Below are 16,459 nucleotides of genomic sequence, written 5' to 3'. Positions count from 1 at the left end.
GGGAACGCACGGCTGGAAGGTGGCATTGAACACACTGATCAACCTCTTCCCCGGTCGCATACTTTTCTGATAACCTACAAATGTAAGCAAATCACCTCTGGCTTACACAAAAATCGTGACAGGCTCGGAGGCGATGGTGACCGGGCTGGTGCCGGCGTAGTTCTTGCGTGCCTTCGGTCCGGCATAGCGGTCAGGGGCGTCTCCAAACTCGCCCAGCACCCGACTGCCCAGGACCACACCGATGCCGGGCTGGGAAAGGTAGATCGCCGAGGCCGGGTGTTCCTGGAAGCGCTCGGTCAGCTCCCGCTCGAGGTAGTCGATCTGCTCGACGGTAGTGACGATCATCGCGACGAGCGATCGCACGGTCGTGGCGTATGCCTGCTGCACGGCCGTCGGTAGGCGAAGCTGCTCTGAGCGTAATCCGTCCTGGATCTTCCGCGCACGTTCGTCGATCTTGCGCCGCCCCGCATGGCGTAGGGCCACGGTGATCTTCGCCAGAGACAGCTTCACTGCCTTGTCGGGATCTGGCGCCTGACTTAGCAAATCCAACGCCTCTGTAGCGGCAAGTTCCTCTCCGAACGCCGCCAGGGCGGCCGGATAGAAGTCCCGCAACTGCGCCCGCAACCGGGCGACCAACCGCTGCCGGTCCCAGATCAGGCTTTGATGAGCACGAGCCAGCAGCTTGATCACCTCAGCCAGCTCGCTGTCGCCCGCGACCGGACGCAGCTGGTGCGAATCGGTACGCACCATGTCCGCCAACACATGCGCGTCCGCGGCATCGCTCTTCGCACCAGACGGCGAGAACCGTTCACGGAATCGGTAAGTCTGCCGCGGATTGACCACGAACACCCGATAGCCGGCTGCTACCAAGGCGGCCACCCACGGTCCACGATCGGTCTCGATCCCGATCAACACCTGCTCCGGGTCAGCGTCCGGCCCGACTCGCTCAGCGATCAACCCGTGCAGCCGGCCAATCCCCTCAACCCCTTCCGGCAGCCGAACCTTCACCAACGCCCGGCCGCCCGCGTCCATGATCTCGATGTCGTGATGACCTTCAGCCCAGTCATCACCGACGAACAACACCGTTACCTACCTCCAGTTGGTCAGACAACATCGGGGAACGCCAGCAGCCAGTGGTCAAGTGCTCACGCCAAGCGCCAGGCGCGGCACGACATCCCTTCAGCGGTCACTCCCCCAGCCACCAGCGAGCGCACGAACCACGGGCAGGACTCACCAACTCCGAACGAGCCAAGTGCTCACCCGCTGAGCAGCCATCTCGCTCCTGAACGTCGGCGCGCCACGACGAAGCCTTCTGCGTAACGGTCGAAGGTGAACTCGAACGGGTGACACCTCGTGATGCTCACCCAGGACATGGATCGTTTGCTTCTGGGGCGTCAGCTGGCTGCGGCGACGATGTTCGGCCGGTGTGGCCGCGCGAGCAACTGGTGGAACGTTGCTCGCGCCCGCTCCAGCTCGTTGTGCACCGCCTCGGTGTCCACACCCTCGATTGTGCGCGCTCAGCAGGCGTCGCAGCATCCCTTGTCGTCACCACGGGCCACCGTCGTGATCGTCAGGGTCTTCGGTGGCGCGGGCGGTGGCGCCGTCTCGGGCAGCGGGGTGGTCTTCGCGGCGCGGATGGCGTTGAGGATCACCAGCACCTCGGCGAACTCGTGCACGAACACCACCGTTGCCAGGCCCATCACCCCGAACGCGGCGAGCGGGACCAGGACCGTGATGATCGCGAGCGACAGGCCGACGTTCTGCAGCATCACCCGGCGGGCGTGCCGGGCGTGCGCGAGCACCCGCGGGAGATGGCGCAGGTCCTCGCCCATCAACGCCACGTCCGCGGTCTCGATCGCCACGTCGGTGCCCATGGCGCCCATGGCGATGCCGACGTCGGCGGTGGCCAGCGCGGGCGCGTCGTTCACGCCGTCGCCGACCATCGCGACCTTACGGCCGTTGCGCAGGCCCTCGACCAGCTTCGCCTTGTCCTCCGGCAACAGGTCGGCGTGCACGGTGGTGATGCCGGCCTGCTGAGCGAGTGCGGTGGCGGTGCGGGAGTTGTCGCCGGTGAGCATCGCCGTGCCGATCCGCAGGCCCGACAGCCGCTCGACCACCTCGGGCGCCTCCGGGCGGAGTTCATCGCGCACCGCGATTGCGCCCAGCAGCACGCCGTCCTGCTCGACCAGCACGACCGTCGCACCCGCGGCTTGCAGGCGGTCCACGTCGGAGGCCAGCGGACCGGGCTCGATCCAGCCCGGCTTGCCCAGCCTCAGCTCAGCACCATCGCGGCGGCCTCGAAGTCCGTGCCCGGCAACAGCGGTGACGTCCTCAGCCGGAGTCACGTCGGCGGCGGCGTCAAGGATCGCGCGGGCAAGCGGGTGCTCGCTGCGTGCTTCCAGCGCTGCGGCGGCGATCAGCACATCCTTGCCGCCCACGACTTCCACGACCTTGGGCGCGTTGCGAGTGAGCGTGCCGGTCTTGTCGAGGGCGACGGTGCCGATGCGCCCGAGCTCCTCCAGCGCGGCACCGCCCTTCACCAGAGCACCCTGCCGGCTCGCCGCACCGACCGCCGCGACCACGGTCAGCGGAACGGAGATCGCCAGCGCGCACGGCGAGGCCGCGACGAGCACGACGAGCGCACGTTCGAGCCACAGCATCGGATCGCCGAACAGCGCGCCGAGCCCGGCGACCAACACGGCCAGCACCATGATCGCGGGTACCAGCGGGCGAGCGATCCGGTCCGCGATGCGCTGCCCGGTTCCCTTGCGGTCCTGGGCTTCCTCGACGATGTGCACGATCCGCGCGAGAGAGGAGTCCGCGGCGAGCGCGGTCACCTCGACCTCGACCGCTCCCCCGCCGTTGATCGCACCAGCGTGCACGACCGTGCCGACACCCGCCTCGACCGGAACCGACTCTCCGGTGATCGCCGACAGGTCCAAGCTCGTGTAGCCGGAGCGGATCACACCGTCGGTCGCGGCCCGTTCACCGGGCCGCAGGATCATCACGTCACCGAGCACGAGTTCGCTGGGGGCCACGCGCGTTTCAGTGCCGTCCCGCAACACTGCCGCGGTGGGCGGCACAAGACCCAGCAGCGCGCGCAGACCGCGTCGGGTGCGGGCGATCGCGTAGTGCTCCAGACCTTCGGCGATGGAGAACAACACGCCGAGCATCGCCGCTTCGGTGAACTGTCCTAACGCGACGGCGCCGATGGCAGCGATCGTCATCAGGGTGCCAACACCAACGCGGCGCCGGCGCAACGCCCGCCACGCGCCGGGGACGAAGGTCGCCGCACCGGCGACCGCCGACGCCAGGGTCAGGCCGGCACCGACCGGGTCGGGTGTGAGCAGCCCGGCGGTGAGCAGCACGGCCGCCACCGCGGCGAGCTGCAGCTCCCGTACCTGCCAGATGCGTTGCGGACCGTGATCGACCTCGGGTGCAGGAGCGGCCTGAGACGCGCAGCACTCGTCAGCCACGGGTGACCGCCTCCCCCAGCACCACGTCGACCAGCACGCGACCGCGTTCCGTCAGTGCGTACATGACGAGCTTCCCGTCCCTGCGCGACACCACAAGTCCAGCGGCCTTGAGCTGCCTCAGGTGGTGCGACACCAGGTTCTGCGCCTGCCCGACCACCCACGCCATGTCGCAGACACACAGCTCATCGCCCTTTGCGAGCGCGGCCGCGATCCGCAGCCGGGTCGGGTCACCGAGTGCGCGCGCCGCCAGCGCGGCGGGTTCCACCTCCGGCAACGGCGGCAGGCCCGCCCGGATCTCCTCGGCGTGCGGCAGGTCGAGACACAGCAGGTCACAGCTGTCAGGTCGCTCCATATCCTCAAACTAACATTCGTTGATATGTTGAATCCAGACCTCGTCGCTAGTCTTTGCCGGTGACCTCCACCCGCCCGCAGCGCACCGCGGCCACCCGGCTGCTCCTGCTGGCGTTCGTGGTGGGCATCGCGTTCCTGCAGATCTCGCTGTGCGGCGCCGGAACCGCCATCAGCGACTGCTGCGAGCACCAGAGCACCGTCCAGCAGGCCGATCTGTCACCGATCCCGTTCGTCACCGACGACCTTCCGGTCGAGCAGGAAACGGCGCTGGAGCTCTGCCTCATCGTGATGGCGGTGTTCCTGCTCGTCCTCGGCGCCCTGCGGGTGCCGGCGCTACTCGGGCTGCGTGCGCCACCGGTGCGCACTGCGCGTGCCCGTTCGCTCTTCCCCGCACCTCCAGCGCTGACCCAGCTCTGCGTGTCGCGGACGTGATCGAGAGCAGCCCTCACGGCTGTCCTCCATCACCTGCGTCCGCTCCAGCTGGAAGTGTGGAATGTCCAAGAACCTCAAGCTTTCGCTCATCATCGCGTCCGTGTTCACCGTCGTGGTCGGCACGCTGTTCCTCCTCTCAAGGCCCGACAACGCTCCGGCACCATCGGCCAACGGCCCCGTGCAAGGCCCGGTCGCAGGCACCTCCGCCGAGCGACTCATCCGGCCGGACAGCCACAAGCTGTCGGCTCCCACGTCGTCGAAGGTCACCGTCGTCGAGTTCCTCGACCTCGAATGCGAAGCGTGCCGCGCCGCGTTCCCCGGCGTGGAGAAGCTGCGCGAGGAGTACGGCGACCGCGTCACGTTCGTCATGCGCTACTTCCCCGTTCCCGCCCACAAGAACGCCGAGCTCGCGGCAAGGTCAGTCGAGGCCGCGTTCAAGCAGGACAAGCTCGAAGCCATGTACCGCAAGATGTACGAGACCCAGGAGTCGTGGGGCGACCAGCGAGTCGACCACCGCAACACGTTCCTCGGCTTCGCCCGCGAACTCGGCCTCGACATGGCGAAGTTCGAGAAGGACCTCGACGACCCCGCCACCCTCGACCGCGTCGTGAAGGACCGCACCGACGGCACCGCGCTCGGCGTCCGCGGCACACCGACGTTCTTCATCAACGGCACCCAGTTCACCGGCAGGCCCAGCTACGACAGCCTCAAGGCGGCCATCGACCAGGCACTCGGCCAGTGATCCGCTGGATCTTGAGCGTGGGCGGCCTGATCGGGCTGGCCGCCTCGCTCGTCCTCACCGTCGAGAAGATCGCGCTGTTGAAGAATCCCGAGTACGTCCCGTCGTGCAGCATCGACCCGATCCTCAGCTGCGGCTCGATCATGCGCACGGAGCAGGCCGAGGTGTTCGGGTTCCCCAACCCGCTGCTGGGCATCGCCGGATTCGCAGTCGTGGCAACGGTCGGCGTCGTGCTGCTCGCCGGCGTGGAGCTGCCGCGATGGTTCTGGCTCGGGCTGCAGGCCGGCGCGACGTTCGGCGTGGTGTTCGTTCACTGGCTGATCTTCCAGTCGCTGTACGTCATCGGCGCGCTCTGCCCGTACTGCATGGTCGTCTGGGCCGTCACCATTCCGATCTTCTGGTACACGACCCTGCACAACTTCCGCCTCCCAGCGCTTCGGAAGTACCACGGTGTGGCGCTGACGACCTGGTACTCGGCCGTCGTGATCGCGGTCCTGCAGGCTTTCTGGGACTACTGGATCACTCTCGGCTGAAAGACGGAAGCGGTGCCCTGGGTTCCAGTGCGCTGCCGGACGCGGTGCCGGCGTGGTGCGTCGTCCAGTTCGTGGCGCACCCGTATGCCTTCACTCCATACAGGACGGACGGCTCAGGCGGCATCACGCTTCGGCGGCGCGACTGCGGTCCGCGGCGGCGGCGGCACGGTGCCGAGCAGCAGCGGCGTGGTGTTCCGCGGCGCCGCGGCCACCACGGGCTGTTGCCTGGCATGGGCTGCCGCTCTCGTGCTTCAGCCGCGCGGCGTTGGGCTTCGGTCAGTGCGACGCAAGTCCCCGCGGAGGCGCCCGGCACCGCCGCGGTCAGCCAACCGGGTTGTCGCGCAAGGGAGTCACGGTGGCAGCAGGAGCTTCGGGCATGCGGACCAGCGGCTGCAGCGGGAGCCTGACGTTGGTGTCGGACATGCTTTCGAGGTGCTGCAACATGATGCCTTCACGGAGCGCCCATGGGCAGATCCGCAGGCGTTGCACTCCCAGTGCGCTCATCGTCACGTGCGCCACGACCGCTCCCGCCAGGATCTGCTTGGCCCGCGGCTGCGAAACCCCGCGCAACCGGCCCCGCTGGGCGGCCGACATCCCGGCCAGCCGCGGGATCCACCTCTGCACGTCCTCGATGGTCAGTTCCCGTCGCACGAACGGGCCCTCACGTTGAGGCGGTGCCCCGGCCAGGCGCGCGAGCTGCTTGAACGTCTTGGACGTGGCGACGATCCGGCGAGGCATGCTCTCCCAGCGCAGCCGGTCGACCACCTCGCCCAGCGTGTCGCTGACGTACCGGCGCAACGCCTTGACCTCCGCCCGTTTCGGCGGGTCGTGGTGCAGGAACGCCCGTGTCAACCGGCCTGCCCCCACCGGCAACGACAGGGCCAGCTCGGGTCGGCATCGCGGCCGAGCGCGATCTCCATCGAGCCGCCTCCGATGTCGAGCAGCAGCAGACGGCCGACCGACCACCCGTACCACCGGTGCGCGGCCAGATACGTCAGGCGCGCTTCCTCCTCGCCCGCGAGGAACTGCGGCCGGATGCCCACCGCCCGCTGGATGCGGTCGATGATCTCGTCCCGGTTGGTCGCGTCCCGCACCGCGGACGTGGCGAACGGGTACAGCTGGTCGACGCCGAGGCGATGGGCGGCGTCGACCGCCTCCGCCACCGCGACCGTGACGCGCTCCACGCCCTCTGGACTCACAGATCCGTCCGGTGTGATCTCCTCGCCCAGCAGCGTCGGCGACTTCACCGAGTGGGCCGGCAGCGGCGGGGCACCCGGCCGCACGTCGACGACCTGCAACTGGGCGGAGTTCGACCCGATGTCCAGCACACCAAGACGCATGCCGAGCACATACCCGCCTCCTGGCCGGCCAACCACCGCAGGCCCAGTTTGCCCTCCACGGCCGGGGGTAGCCGGATCTCGACCGAAGCGGTTCCCCGCCCCCAACGGGAGTTGTCATGTCCCGAACCGAGATGACCGCCCGCACCGCCGTGCAGAAGGCCGCCCTGGCCGTCGCCGCGGTGTTCGCGCTCGTGGGCATCGCCGGGTTCATTCCCGGGCTCACGACCGGCTACGACGCGATGGAGTTCGCCGGCCACGAGTCGCAGGCGATGTTGCTCGGCGTCTTCATGGTGTCGATCCTGCACAACATCGTGCATCTCGCCTTCGGCGCCGTCGGGTTCCTGATGGCTCGCACGGGGAACGGCGCGTACTGGTTCCTCGTCGGCGGCGGCATCGTCTATCTGCTGCTGTGGCTGTACGGCCTGCTGATCGACCACGAGAGTCAGGCCAACTTCGTACCGCTGAACAACGCCGACAACTGGCTGCACCTGCTGCTCGGGCTCGGCATGATCGGCCTCGGACTCGCGCTGGGCCGCCGCCGCACCGCCGGACGGCGTTGAGCATCTCCGGTCGAGCATCCCACCTGGACCACTCCGGTGAGTACCGCCGGCGCGGACGCCAGTTCCCGCGCCGGCGCCTTTACGTGCGCGGCACGGTGGTCCGCGCTCAGCCGTGAACAGTTTTCACGTCGCCAGGGATCAGGTCGCCGCGCTTGATCCATCGGGCCAGGAGAACCGACGCGCCGTCCGGCAGGACGCCGTTGTGGCGTGCGTTGCCGAGCGGTACATCGCTGCCGCACCACGCTCCCGTCAGGCCACCTCAGGGTGGTGCGCGGGAAGGCGGCATCGGTGGCGTCGCGGATGACGCGATAGCAGCTGCAGGCGTTGGTTTCCAGGCGGTCGCGGTCGAGCACGGTGATGCTGCCGCGGCTGTAGCGGATGCAGCCGTCATCGGCCAGTGCCCCGGCGACTTCGCTGACCGACGAGCGGCGCATCGCCAGCATCTGGGCGAGGAACTCCTGAGTGAGGGGGAACTGGTCGCTGTGCATGCGGTCGGCGGTCATCAGCAGCCAGCGGGCACAGCGTTGCCGAGTCTGGTGGCTGCGGTTGCAGGCGGCGTTGCGGGCGAGCTGGGTGAACATGGACTGGGTGTAGCGCTGGAGCACGGCTTGAAACGGCCCGTCCAGGATCGCGATCTCGTGGCGGAAGACATCGGCCTCCATGCGCAGCGCCAGTCCCTCGACCTGGCAGATCGCCCGCTCGGTCGGCACGCCCGCGCCGAGGAACACCGGTAGCCCGATCATCCCCTCGTCGCCGACCGTGACGACCTCGACCGTCGGCCCGTCCAGGTCGGTGAGGATGGAGAACACACCTAGCAGCGGGAAGTACACCGCGCTGATCGGCTCACCCGGCTGGTAGAGCGCGGTGCCGACAGGCATGTCCACAGCGGTGAGGTTGCCGGCCAGCTGATCACGATCCCTGTCGGACAGGGCGGCGAGGACCCGGTTGCGTCGAGGGTCGTGATGACCGGCTTCGCTGCCCGTCATGGCTCTGGTCGCCTCCCCGTGGGTCGGGCCGGCCCTGTCAGCCGACAGCTACCGGTGGGATCGCGGTCGCCCACGACGGTAGTGCGACGCGCATCATGTTCGCAGCGCCGGGCGCCATCACCAGACTGACCAAGGCATGAGCCAGCACGGGCAACGGCAGCACGAAATCCACACAACCGGTCGCGATCGCCGCGCTGGGCATGCCGGACGCCGCGGCGGTGGCAGGCTCCTGAGCGAGCACCCGCCCTCCCGCACCTTTGACGTGTCGCACGCCGAGGGCCGCATCGTCGAGGCGGCCGGTCAGCACAGCGGCCAGCACACGCGGCCCGAACGCCGCTGCGGCTGAGGTGAACAACGGGTCAGCGCTGCGGTAGTCGTTCACCGGCCGCAACCGCACGCCGTCGGCGGCGGTCAGCACAGCGGACGATCGCGCGGGCACGACGTGCACGACACCGGGAGACAACCGGTCGCCCTCGCTCAGCAACCGCACCGGCAGCACCGATCGGTAACGCAGGGCGTCGACGAAGGCGTCACGGTCCCGCAGGGTCCGGTGCTGGACCAGCACGATCGCGGCAGGGGACGTCTCCGGCAGCAACCGCACCAGATCGCGGTACGCGACAACACCACCCATCGACGCGGCCATGCACACCACGTCGAAGGCGGCCATCGTATGACCGCGTCCCGTGCACAACGTCAGGATAGTGTCCGCTACCGCACAGAGGAATGCCGCCGCCTTGCGCCTCACCGACCCGACAGACCCGTGCTGATCAAGTACGTCGGGTCCGTCGGCGGACATCGATTCGTCACGTGCCGGGCGCAGGGGAGCCCAGGTGGGCCATCGCACCGCGCTGGAGATGCGTCCGGCACAGGAACGACGTGCCGACGATTCGCACTGCGACTCAGCGGGACCCCTCGCGGTTGAACTGCGCCCACACCGTCTTGTAGCCGTCGCCGCGCGCCGCTCCCCAGGACGTGGCCAACTGGTCCACCAGCACCATTCCCCGGCCGCGGAAGCCGCCGAGCCGGGACTTGCCGAGCACCGGCAGCTCCGGTGCGGTGTCGTCCACTTCGCAGCGCACCGCGAACGGCGCCAGGGTCAGGTACAGCCGCATCCAGCGCGGGCTCCGGCCATGGTCGAAGGCGTTGCTCACCAGCTCGGTGACCACGAGCAGGATGTCTTCGAGATCGTCATCCGGGAACCTGGACAGGGCGAGGCGTGCCAGGCGGCGAATCCCCGCGACGTTCTGCACGTAGTCGTCCAGATCGACGCTTCGCGATCGCGCATTGTGACCGAGGTGGTTACCAGACGGCACAGGTCCCCTACCCTCCTCTCGCCAACACCTGCCGGCGGTACGACCGCCTCCCAGCGATACCCAGACGACGCGCCGTATCAGCCAAGGACAGCAACATGTGATGACTTCTACACCCACGTGTCCCGGCAGATCCGTCAGCAGCCCGTGTAACAGCGGCAGGCGTGACTGCTCGGTGCGGGACTGGACATCGTCCACTGTGGCCGCAACGGCCGGGCAGGAACATCGACGCGACACCGACAAGCAGGTTTATCTCGACGAGCTTCGGGTAACGCGAACCGATTGGCCCAGCTGGCAGGAGGTCACGTGCGAGGACGGTTGTGAGTAACCGGGTATGGCTCTACCGTGAGAACACGACACCAGAAATGCCGAACACCGCGAAATGTCGTTGTCTGGGTTGAACACGCAGGCTGGCCAACCATGCGCGGACGCTTGAGAAGAGCACTCCATGAACGCTCTCTTCCGCTCCGACGAGACCGAGCCCCTGACGATCACAACCCACACCTGCCAAGGCTTTCCGGTCACAGCCGTGCACGGCGAGATCGACATGTGTACCGAAGAGCTGTTCTGTGTCGTGCTGAAGCAGCAGCTGGCGAACAAGCCGTCCGTCCTGGTGGTGGACCTGCGAGGGGTCACCTTCCTCGGCTCGTCCGGCATCCACGTCCTGCTGGCCGGCCACACCGACGCCCAGCTCATCGGTACGCGATTCGCGGTCGTGGCCAACCAGCGAGCCGTGCTGATGCCGCTGTCGGTCACCGGCCTCGATCTCGTCTTCGACCTTCACCACGATCTGCACGAGGCGTTGCGCGTTCACGCTGCCTAGAGTGAGCCCCTGGCTGCGCGGTTCACTCACCTGACGGGACGGAGACGTCGAGTTCGTCATGGTGTGCGATGACGGTCGCGGCGAGCTGGACCAGCTTGACGTTGAGATCTTGAGAGGTGCGCCGCAGCACGTCGAAGGCCTCGTCGGCGGACATTCCGCGGCGGCTCATCAGGATGCCCTTCGCCTGGCCGATCACATCCCGGGAGTCGATCGCATTGCGCAGGTGAACAGCCCGGAGCTCAGCTGCTCCGACGGCCTGGGTGTGGGCCAGGGCCAGCGAGGCGTGTGTTGCCAGCAGCAGCGCCATGCCCTCGTCAGCTTCCTCCAGGCCACGTGGACGACGGGAGTAGACGTTCAAAGCACCGGACAGCAGCGGTAGCTCCGCGTTCGGCAGCAACGTGGTGGACAGCACCGCGCCCACGCCGTACCCGGCGGCGGCCGGACCGAAGCGCGGCCACTTGGACTCGGCCGCCAGATCGAAGCTGCCCGCCACACCGGGGCCCAACGCCAGTGCCGCGTCCAGGCAGGGACCCTCGCCGAGGTCGTATTGCAGCTGATCCAACGTGCCCGCCACCGGATCGGTCTCCACAGGCGTGTGGAAGCGACCGTCCGGCGTACGCAGCGTGACCGACGCCAGATCCGCGCCCGGCACCAGCCGCAGCGTCGCGTGCGTCACCTGTTCGAGCACCACAGCCACGGTGTCGGCATCCAGCAGCGAGTGAGTCAACGTCGCGAACTGCTGAGCGAGCGGCCCCAGCGGGAACCAGTGATCCCCCGCCACCGGACCGGCGACGAACCGCGCCTTGTCCCGAGCCCAATCCCACTCGCTCGGCTGCATGGCCGCTACCCCGGTTCTCCCGCTCCCGCTCCCACCCGTCGCGGGTGCGGACGGTGACCGGCGCATCGGCCCCGCGCTGGTCAACGCCGGCCCGTCTGAACACCAGTCACCTTCGCGGCCAAGCGCAGGGTCAGCCCGACGTCCAGTCGCTACTGGTCAACGTACATCGCATCGGAGGTTTCGGCGATGCCCTGCACCGTGTCCGTGAGAATCGCTCGGTGAACCCGCGGTGGTGGCCGTCGGCCACTCAGGTAGCACGCTCGGGTCCTCGGCTGGGGCATTCCGGTGCCTGAGCCTCCACGATGTTCACGGTGTCCACCACCGACACGGTGCTGTCGGGCAGTCTCACCGGCACCCACAGGTGAGAGCTCTCCGGATCGACCACGTGCGCCCCGAGGACCACGCCGCACAAGAAGATAGCGGGGTGCAGCGCATCGGGGTTGAGGTAGGTGACGACCGCACCGCGGTCAGGGCATGGCGTGATGGACATGGCGAAGTCCGTGGGGTCGGAAGCTCGCACCGGTTCGTTGCTGTGCGGCCTCAGCGGTATGAGGTCGGTTGCTCGACGTTCTGCTCGGATACCCGCGACAGGCCGGTGAAATCACGAGAAGGCGAGTTGCTGTGACGGATCATCGCGGTGACCAGGCACAAGATCGATTCGCTCGCACCGGCGCCTCGTGGCCGACTCGATGGTCAGCCGGCTGCCGAACCAGGCGCGGCCTCATCGCACGCCTGAAGGCGCTGGACGGTCAGAGCGCGGCCACACGTACGGCAGGTCATCCGGAACTTCCGGGAAGAACCGGCGGTAATGCCCAGGATTCTTGCGCACCAGGGCGGACTGGTGGCTGCGGTGCATGGCTTCGTCACCCAGCCAGCCAGGCACCTCACCCTCGGCGGCGAGCTCGTCCTGGCTGCGAACCGTCGTGATCTGCTTGGCGTGCAACAGATCCGCACGCATCGTGGCCTCACACGTGTCGCGGAACCCCGCCGCGCACCACACAGCGCAGATCTCCAGGCCGTATCGCACGAGCGCTTCCTCGTATCCCGCCCACATCCGCGCCGCCGGGTGGTGACGCCAGCCGTGACCGGGCACTGTCAGCGCGCGCTGCAGCTGGAGCGCTTCCACGCGTTGCCTGCCGAGCCTGCGCTGATCCAACACGCTCGCGGTGGCGGCGAAATCGGGGTACGGCAAGAACGTTTGCACACGGCTCGGATACCCGCCGTCACCGCTCACAACCTCAGTTCGTCCCGCTTGATCCATCGAGCGAACAGGACGGACGCGTCGTCTTGCAGTACGTCGTTCTGGTGTGCCAGCACGGCTTTGACCAGTCGCCGCGCTGTCTCGGGTGGCGGGTGCGCCGCAGCGGCTTCCCGCTCGAGGAAGTCCGTCAGCCGCGCCTCACCGAACGACTCTCCATTGTGGTCACGTGCTTCGGTCACGCCGTCGGTGTGCAGCACGAGCCAGTCGTCGGACTGCAGCACCTCCTCGGCGATGGTCAGCTCGCCAGTTCCCAGCCCGAAAGGCCGCCGGCGCCCACCGGTGAGCCGTTTGACGACCTTGCCGGACCGCATCAGCAGCGGCGGTGGGTGTCCCGCGTTGACGTACCGCAGCCGCCCGCTGATCAGGTTCAGTTCGGCCAGGACACCGGTCGCGAACGCGCCGTGGGGGAACTGGGTGTTGATCGTCTCGTCCATCGCCCGGGCCTGTTCGAACAGGCCGTGCCCGGCGCGGCGGGTGCTGCGGCAGGCGGCCAGCGCGGCGGCGGTCACGAACCCGCTGCGCATGGTGTGCCCGACGGCGTCGAAGATCGCCAGTGACGCCATGTCCGTCGACAAGGAGTAGTCGAAGGCATCACCACCGACCTCGTAGCAGGGCTCGAGCATGCCGGCGACGGCGAAGCTGTCCGTGGCAGCGGTGAGCGGTGGCAGCAACTGCCAGATCAGGTCTGCGGCGGGTGTCCTGGGCCTCTGCAGGCGGACGACGTCCAGCCCGTCGCCGTAGTGCGTGCTGATGGTGACCAGGTGACCGATGAGGGCCGACAGCCATTGGCACCGCTCGCGCAGGTCGGGGTCGTGCAGGTCCGTTCCTTCTTGCAGGGTTACGTCGAGCACGCCGAGGCGTTCCACCCCGTCGAGCAGAGGCACCCACAACCGCGGGTGTCCGCCGTTGGTGGACGGCACGGTCTCTACCGTCCTGAACGCCCGGCCCGGCAGGGTGGAGTCCACTCCGAGCGGTGTGAGGCCGGAGCTTTCCCGGTCGCGCAACGGATACAGCGCCCGCTGTTCGTAGTCGACGAGGTAGACCGTGATCTCCAGGCCCAGTGCCTGACCGGCGCGTGCTACGACGACAGGAAGGCGTTCCGGCGGTGCCTGGTGCATGCCGTCGAGCAACTTCACCAGCCCGGCCAGGGGGCCGGTGCGCGGGCTGTTTCCCCGTGAGCGGAACGTGTAGGGAACGCGATGCGGCCAGGTGAGTTCGTCGAGTCGCTCGTTGACCGCGTGCGCCAGCATGTCCCGCTGCAACGCGAGCAAGGGCATCAGTCCGTGCAGATAGGCGTCGACCTCAACCAGACCTGCGTCTCCGCCGAGGGCGAAGTACCGCGTCCACAACTGCTGCAACGTCAGATCGGACCGGATGAAGGCGAGCGACATCGCATGGCGTTGCTCGTCCTGCTGTGATGATTCGTGTTCGGAGAACATGGTGATCAGCGGTCGCGCCGGATGGTGGAGCGGATCAGTGTGCCGGCCAGGTCGCGAAGTTTCTTGTTCTCCTCCTGGGAGGCGCGTGCCAGCATGGCGAACGCGGTTCCCTCGTCCACGTGCTCACGCGCCATGAGGATGCCCTTGGCCATGCTGATGACATCCCGGCCGCGCAACTGGTCGACGAGCGCGTCGCTGAGCTTCCGCGCATCGTCGAACGACCTCACGTTGGCCATCAGAATCGCCGCCTGCGCGGCGAACATCGTGAGCACGTACTCTTCGCGTTCCCCGAACGTGCCCGGCTCCCGCCCGTACACCTTGAGAGCACCGAGTGCGGCCCCGCCGGCGACCAGCGGCGCGCTCAACGTCGCCCGCATCCGAGAACCTCGGGCGGCCGCGGTCCAGCGTGGCCACCGCACTTCCGCGGCGATGTCGTCGACGCGGAACACGCGCCGCTCTTCCCAAGCGCTCAGGCACGGTCCCTCCCCCAGCTCGTACTGAAGCCGGTCCAGCTGTTCCACGAGTGAATCGGTGGCGGCCGCGGTCACCTTGCGGCCGTGCTCGTCCAGCAGCGTCACGCCCGCTCCCGCGATGCCCGGGAGTGCTTCCCCGGCCAGCGACGTGACCAGGCTCAACGCCGTGTGGACCGTCTCCCGGGACAGCAGCAAACCCGACATCCGCGCGGACACGGCCGCCAGTTCGTCAGCCAGCGGCAGGTCGTGGTCCATCCGCCTGGCTTCCCCGCACGCACGGCACCAAAACGGCCGGACACGATCAACCGGCCGTCGGCAAGGGCGCCCTGGGCTGCTCGCGCAGCGGCAGGAGGTTGTCCATAGCGGTGGCGTTCAGCACCCGCGCAACCGTCGCACTGGCGGTGACACTGATCGGCACACGCCGCTCGATCCCCTGTGCACGGATCCGCTCCAGTGCCGTGATGCCGGACGAGCCGAAGTACGCCACTTCCGACAGGTCGAGCACGACCTCCTCGGCGCCGGCGTCCATCGCCTCCGTGCAGCGCCGCTCCAGCTCGTCGCTGTTCGACAGGTCGACGTCGCCGGCCATCTTCACCACGGCCATTCCGTGGCCGGAAGGGCGCTGTGCCGCGTCGGCGTCGAGCAAGGTGAGCAGATCCTCCGTCCCGCCCTCGCGGAACGCCCGGCGCTGACGATCCGCACCGCACCCGTCGCGGTCCAGCACCCGCAGACCGCGCTCCACCAAAGCCAGGTCACCGTTGGCGTCGAGCACCGGCGTCAGCTCGCGCACGAGTGCGATCAGCTGCTGCCGCACCGGTAACTTCCGGCCGGACAGCACGTCCAACGTGCTGCCCGTCAGACCGTCCTTGGCCGCGCGCCAAGAGGCCTGGCGCAGCGTCTCGACGGGCACCGGCACCGCGAGCACACCGCGTTCGACCTCCGCCACCGCCTTCGTGACCAGAGCACGCGCCAGAGCCGCCAGCAGCACCGCGTCGTGCACGCTCGCGGCCACGTCCGCAACACGCACCTCTACCGTCGGCAGGTGAGCGGACGGCCGGACGTCCCAGTAGATCATCCCCTGGTCCAGCGCGGTCTCCGCGTCCAGCAGCGTGTCGGACACGGCTTGGTAGTGCTGCCAGGAGGTGAAGTACGGCGGTGGCCCGGACACCGGCCACCGCGACCACACCATCTGCCGCCAGCTCGCGAAACCGGTGTCGGCGCCACGCGAGAACGGCGAGTTGGCGGTGATCGCGCCGAGCAACGGCAGCCACGGACGCAGGTGGTTGCACACCTGCACCGCCGTCTCACGGTCCGGTACGGCGACGTGCACGTGACAGCCGCAGATCAGCTGCTGTTCTGCCAGCGCACCGAAGGCGCGGGCGATCCGCCGGTACCGCAGGTCGTCCGTGATCACGCCGGTCATGTCTCCCAGCGGTGGCGCGCCGACCGCGATCGCACGGCATCCAGCTGCCCGCGCGGCGCGTGCGACCACGCTGCGCGTGCGAAGCAGTTCACGCCTCACCTGCTCCACGTCCGTACACACCGAGGTGTTGGTCTCCACCTGCGACCCGGTCAGCTCGTGGTCCAGTTCGAGGCCGAACAGCTCACGGGCAGCCGCGACGACGCCGGCAGCCCGGTTCACCGCCACGCCGGTCACCGGATCCACCAGGAGGAACTCCTCCTCCACGCCCACAGTCGGACTGCACGCCTCAGTCGATGATGTCCGCTCCACGTCCCACCGCCCTGCTCGTGGCGCGTGCGCGCCGCAGATGTTCCTGGTGGGTGGCCGAATCATCACAGCACGCGGGACGGCCACCCGAAGGGGTACCGGCGCGCTGCTTCACCGGTGGATGCCCCCGTTCGCCGGAGCGAGCGGGGCACCGGCCGAGTACCCGTTC

Annotated in this window: 17 protein-coding genes and 1 pseudogene; 5 read left to right on the top strand and 13 right to left on the bottom strand. The window is 68.4% G+C overall.

The features are described from left to right. Nucleotides 1–102 precede the first annotated feature (102 nt). The 3 genes from ABFX45_RS37735 to ABFX45_RS37725 form a co-directional block, all read right to left on the bottom strand. Nucleotides 103–1,083, bottom strand: coding sequence for an IS110 family transposase (locus ABFX45_RS37735; protein ID WP_346135426.1), 981 nt, complete (start codon nucleotides 1,081–1,083; stop codon nucleotides 103–105). A gap of 434 nt (nucleotides 1,084–1,517) precedes the next feature. Continuing rightward, nucleotides 1,518–3,476: a heavy metal translocating P-type ATPase gene (locus ABFX45_RS37730; RefSeq protein WP_346135424.1), complete on the bottom strand. Its 1,959-nt coding sequence runs from the start codon at nucleotides 3,474–3,476 to the stop codon at nucleotides 1,518–1,520. Then, a complete protein-coding gene (locus ABFX45_RS37725) occupies nucleotides 3,469–3,828 on the bottom strand; it encodes an ArsR/SmtB family transcription factor (protein WP_346135422.1) in 360 nt (119 codons plus the stop codon). The genes ABFX45_RS37730 and ABFX45_RS37725 overlap by 8 nt, the downstream gene beginning before the upstream one ends. Before the next feature lie 59 nt (nucleotides 3,829–3,887). On the opposite strand from ABFX45_RS37725, the gene ABFX45_RS37720 reads away from it, so the two are divergent. From ABFX45_RS37720 to ABFX45_RS37710, 3 genes are all read left to right on the top strand, one after another. Continuing rightward, the gene (locus ABFX45_RS37720) at nucleotides 3,888–4,259 is read left to right on the top strand and encodes a hypothetical protein (protein ID WP_109640696.1); all 372 of its coding nucleotides are present in this window, start codon (nucleotides 3,888–3,890) and stop codon (nucleotides 4,257–4,259) included. A 61-nt stretch (nucleotides 4,260–4,320) separates the two neighbouring features. Next, entirely contained in the window at nucleotides 4,321–5,001 is a 681-nt protein-coding gene (locus ABFX45_RS37715) for a DsbA family protein (protein WP_346135420.1), read from the top strand. Then, a complete protein-coding gene (locus tag ABFX45_RS37710) occupies nucleotides 4,998–5,531 on the top strand; it encodes a vitamin K epoxide reductase family protein (RefSeq protein WP_109640694.1) in 534 nt (177 codons plus the stop codon). The genes ABFX45_RS37715 and ABFX45_RS37710 overlap by 4 nt, the downstream gene beginning before the upstream one ends. A gap of 321 nt (nucleotides 5,532–5,852) precedes the next feature. Here the strand turns inward: ABFX45_RS37710 and ABFX45_RS37705 are convergent. Beyond that, nucleotides 5,853–6,871: pseudogene (locus ABFX45_RS37705) on the bottom strand (Ppx/GppA family phosphatase). A 116-nt stretch (nucleotides 6,872–6,987) separates the two neighbouring features. Here ABFX45_RS37705 and ABFX45_RS37700 point away from each other — a divergent pair. After that, nucleotides 6,988–7,431 carry a DUF4383 domain-containing protein gene (locus tag ABFX45_RS37700; RefSeq protein WP_346135418.1) on the top strand — a complete coding sequence of 148 codons (444 nt, stop codon included), beginning with the start codon at nucleotides 6,988–6,990 and terminating at the stop codon, nucleotides 7,429–7,431. Here ABFX45_RS37700 and ABFX45_RS37695 read toward each other — a convergent pair. The 3 genes from ABFX45_RS37695 to ABFX45_RS37685 form a co-directional block, all read right to left on the bottom strand. Then, nucleotides 7,314–8,417, bottom strand: coding sequence for a Crp/Fnr family transcriptional regulator (locus ABFX45_RS37695; RefSeq protein ID WP_346135416.1), 1,104 nt, complete (start codon nucleotides 8,415–8,417; stop codon nucleotides 7,314–7,316). The genes ABFX45_RS37700 and ABFX45_RS37695 overlap by 118 nt on opposite strands. Before the next feature lie 37 nt (nucleotides 8,418–8,454). Beyond that, nucleotides 8,455–9,084, bottom strand: coding sequence for a chemotaxis protein CheB (locus ABFX45_RS37690; protein WP_170155246.1), 630 nt, complete (start codon nucleotides 9,082–9,084; stop codon nucleotides 8,455–8,457). Between the two features lie 232 nt (nucleotides 9,085–9,316). After that, nucleotides 9,317–9,667, bottom strand: a complete 351-nt coding sequence (locus tag ABFX45_RS37685; protein WP_346135414.1) for an ATP-binding protein — start codon at nucleotides 9,665–9,667, stop codon at nucleotides 9,317–9,319. Nucleotides 9,668–10,175: 508 nt separating this feature from the next. Here ABFX45_RS37685 and ABFX45_RS37680 point away from each other — a divergent pair. Further along, nucleotides 10,176–10,550 carry an STAS domain-containing protein gene (locus ABFX45_RS37680; protein ID WP_346135412.1) on the top strand — a complete coding sequence of 125 codons (375 nt, stop codon included), beginning with the start codon at nucleotides 10,176–10,178 and terminating at the stop codon, nucleotides 10,548–10,550. 22 nt (nucleotides 10,551–10,572) lie between these two features. Here ABFX45_RS37680 and ABFX45_RS37675 read toward each other — a convergent pair whose 3' ends face one another. The 6 genes from ABFX45_RS37675 to ABFX45_RS37650 form a co-directional block, all read right to left on the bottom strand. Beyond that, entirely contained in the window at nucleotides 10,573–11,388 is an 816-nt protein-coding gene (locus tag ABFX45_RS37675; RefSeq protein ID WP_109640690.1) for a GAF and ANTAR domain-containing protein, read from the bottom strand. A gap of 247 nt (nucleotides 11,389–11,635) precedes the next feature. Beyond that, on the bottom strand, nucleotides 11,636–11,878 hold the full coding sequence (locus ABFX45_RS37670) for a hypothetical protein (RefSeq protein WP_346135410.1): 243 nt from the start codon (nucleotides 11,876–11,878) through the stop codon (nucleotides 11,636–11,638). A gap of 231 nt (nucleotides 11,879–12,109) precedes the next feature. Further along, a complete protein-coding gene (locus ABFX45_RS37665) occupies nucleotides 12,110–12,592 on the bottom strand; it encodes an MSMEG_6728 family protein (protein ID WP_346135409.1) in 483 nt (160 codons plus the stop codon). 26 nt (nucleotides 12,593–12,618) lie between these two features. Next, complete coding sequence (locus ABFX45_RS37660; RefSeq protein WP_346135407.1) at nucleotides 12,619–14,040, bottom strand: PP2C family protein-serine/threonine phosphatase; 1,422 nt, start codon at nucleotides 14,038–14,040, stop codon at nucleotides 12,619–12,621. 53 nt (nucleotides 14,041–14,093) lie between these two features. Further along, nucleotides 14,094–14,816 carry a GAF domain-containing protein gene (locus ABFX45_RS37655; RefSeq protein ID WP_346135405.1) on the bottom strand — a complete coding sequence of 241 codons (723 nt, stop codon included), beginning with the start codon at nucleotides 14,814–14,816 and terminating at the stop codon, nucleotides 14,094–14,096. Between the two features lie 46 nt (nucleotides 14,817–14,862). Continuing rightward, nucleotides 14,863–16,254: a glutamate--cysteine ligase gene (locus tag ABFX45_RS37650; protein ID WP_346135403.1), complete on the bottom strand. Its 1,392-nt coding sequence runs from the start codon at nucleotides 16,252–16,254 to the stop codon at nucleotides 14,863–14,865. Nucleotides 16,255–16,459: the final 205 nt, after the last annotated feature.

This window comes from Lentzea roselyniae (assembly GCF_039537795.1).
Taxonomy (GTDB): Bacteria; Actinomycetota; Actinomycetes; order Mycobacteriales; family Pseudonocardiaceae; genus Lentzea; species Lentzea atacamensis.
Note: the sequence above shows the minus strand (reverse complement) of the source record. Positions and strands in the feature narration are given on the sequence as shown.

What these genes read in the sequence shown, in the direction of transcription:
- ABFX45_RS37680 (WP_346135412.1), top strand. Translation starts at nt 10,176, where the DNA reads ATGAACGCTCTCTTCCGCTCCGACGAGACCGAGCCCCTGACGATCACA.
- ABFX45_RS37670 (WP_346135410.1), bottom strand. Translation starts at nt 11,878, where the DNA reads ATGTCCATCACGCCATGCCCTGACCGCGGTGCGGTCGTCACCTACCTC.
- ABFX45_RS37655 (WP_346135405.1), bottom strand. Translation starts at nt 14,816, where the DNA reads ATGGACCACGACCTGCCGCTGGCTGACGAACTGGCGGCCGTGTCCGCG.
- ABFX45_RS37715 (WP_346135420.1), top strand. Translation starts at nt 4,321, where the DNA reads ATGTCCAAGAACCTCAAGCTTTCGCTCATCATCGCGTCCGTGTTCACC.
- ABFX45_RS37660 (WP_346135407.1), bottom strand. Translation starts at nt 14,040, where the DNA reads ATGTCGCTCGCCTTCATCCGGTCCGATCTGACGTTGCAGCAGTTGTGG.
- ABFX45_RS37695 (WP_346135416.1), bottom strand. Translation starts at nt 8,417, where the DNA reads ATGACGGGCAGCGAAGCCGGTCATCACGACCCTCGACGCAACCGGGTC.
- ABFX45_RS37690 (WP_170155246.1), bottom strand. Translation starts at nt 9,084, where the DNA reads ATGGCCGCCTTCGACGTGGTGTGCATGGCCGCGTCGATGGGTGGTGTT.
- ABFX45_RS37700 (WP_346135418.1), top strand. Translation starts at nt 6,988, where the DNA reads ATGTCCCGAACCGAGATGACCGCCCGCACCGCCGTGCAGAAGGCCGCC.
- ABFX45_RS37675 (WP_109640690.1), bottom strand. Translation starts at nt 11,388, where the DNA reads ATGCAGCCGAGCGAGTGGGATTGGGCTCGGGACAAGGCGCGGTTCGTC.
- ABFX45_RS37725 (WP_346135422.1), bottom strand. Translation starts at nt 3,828, where the DNA reads ATGGAGCGACCTGACAGCTGTGACCTGCTGTGTCTCGACCTGCCGCAC.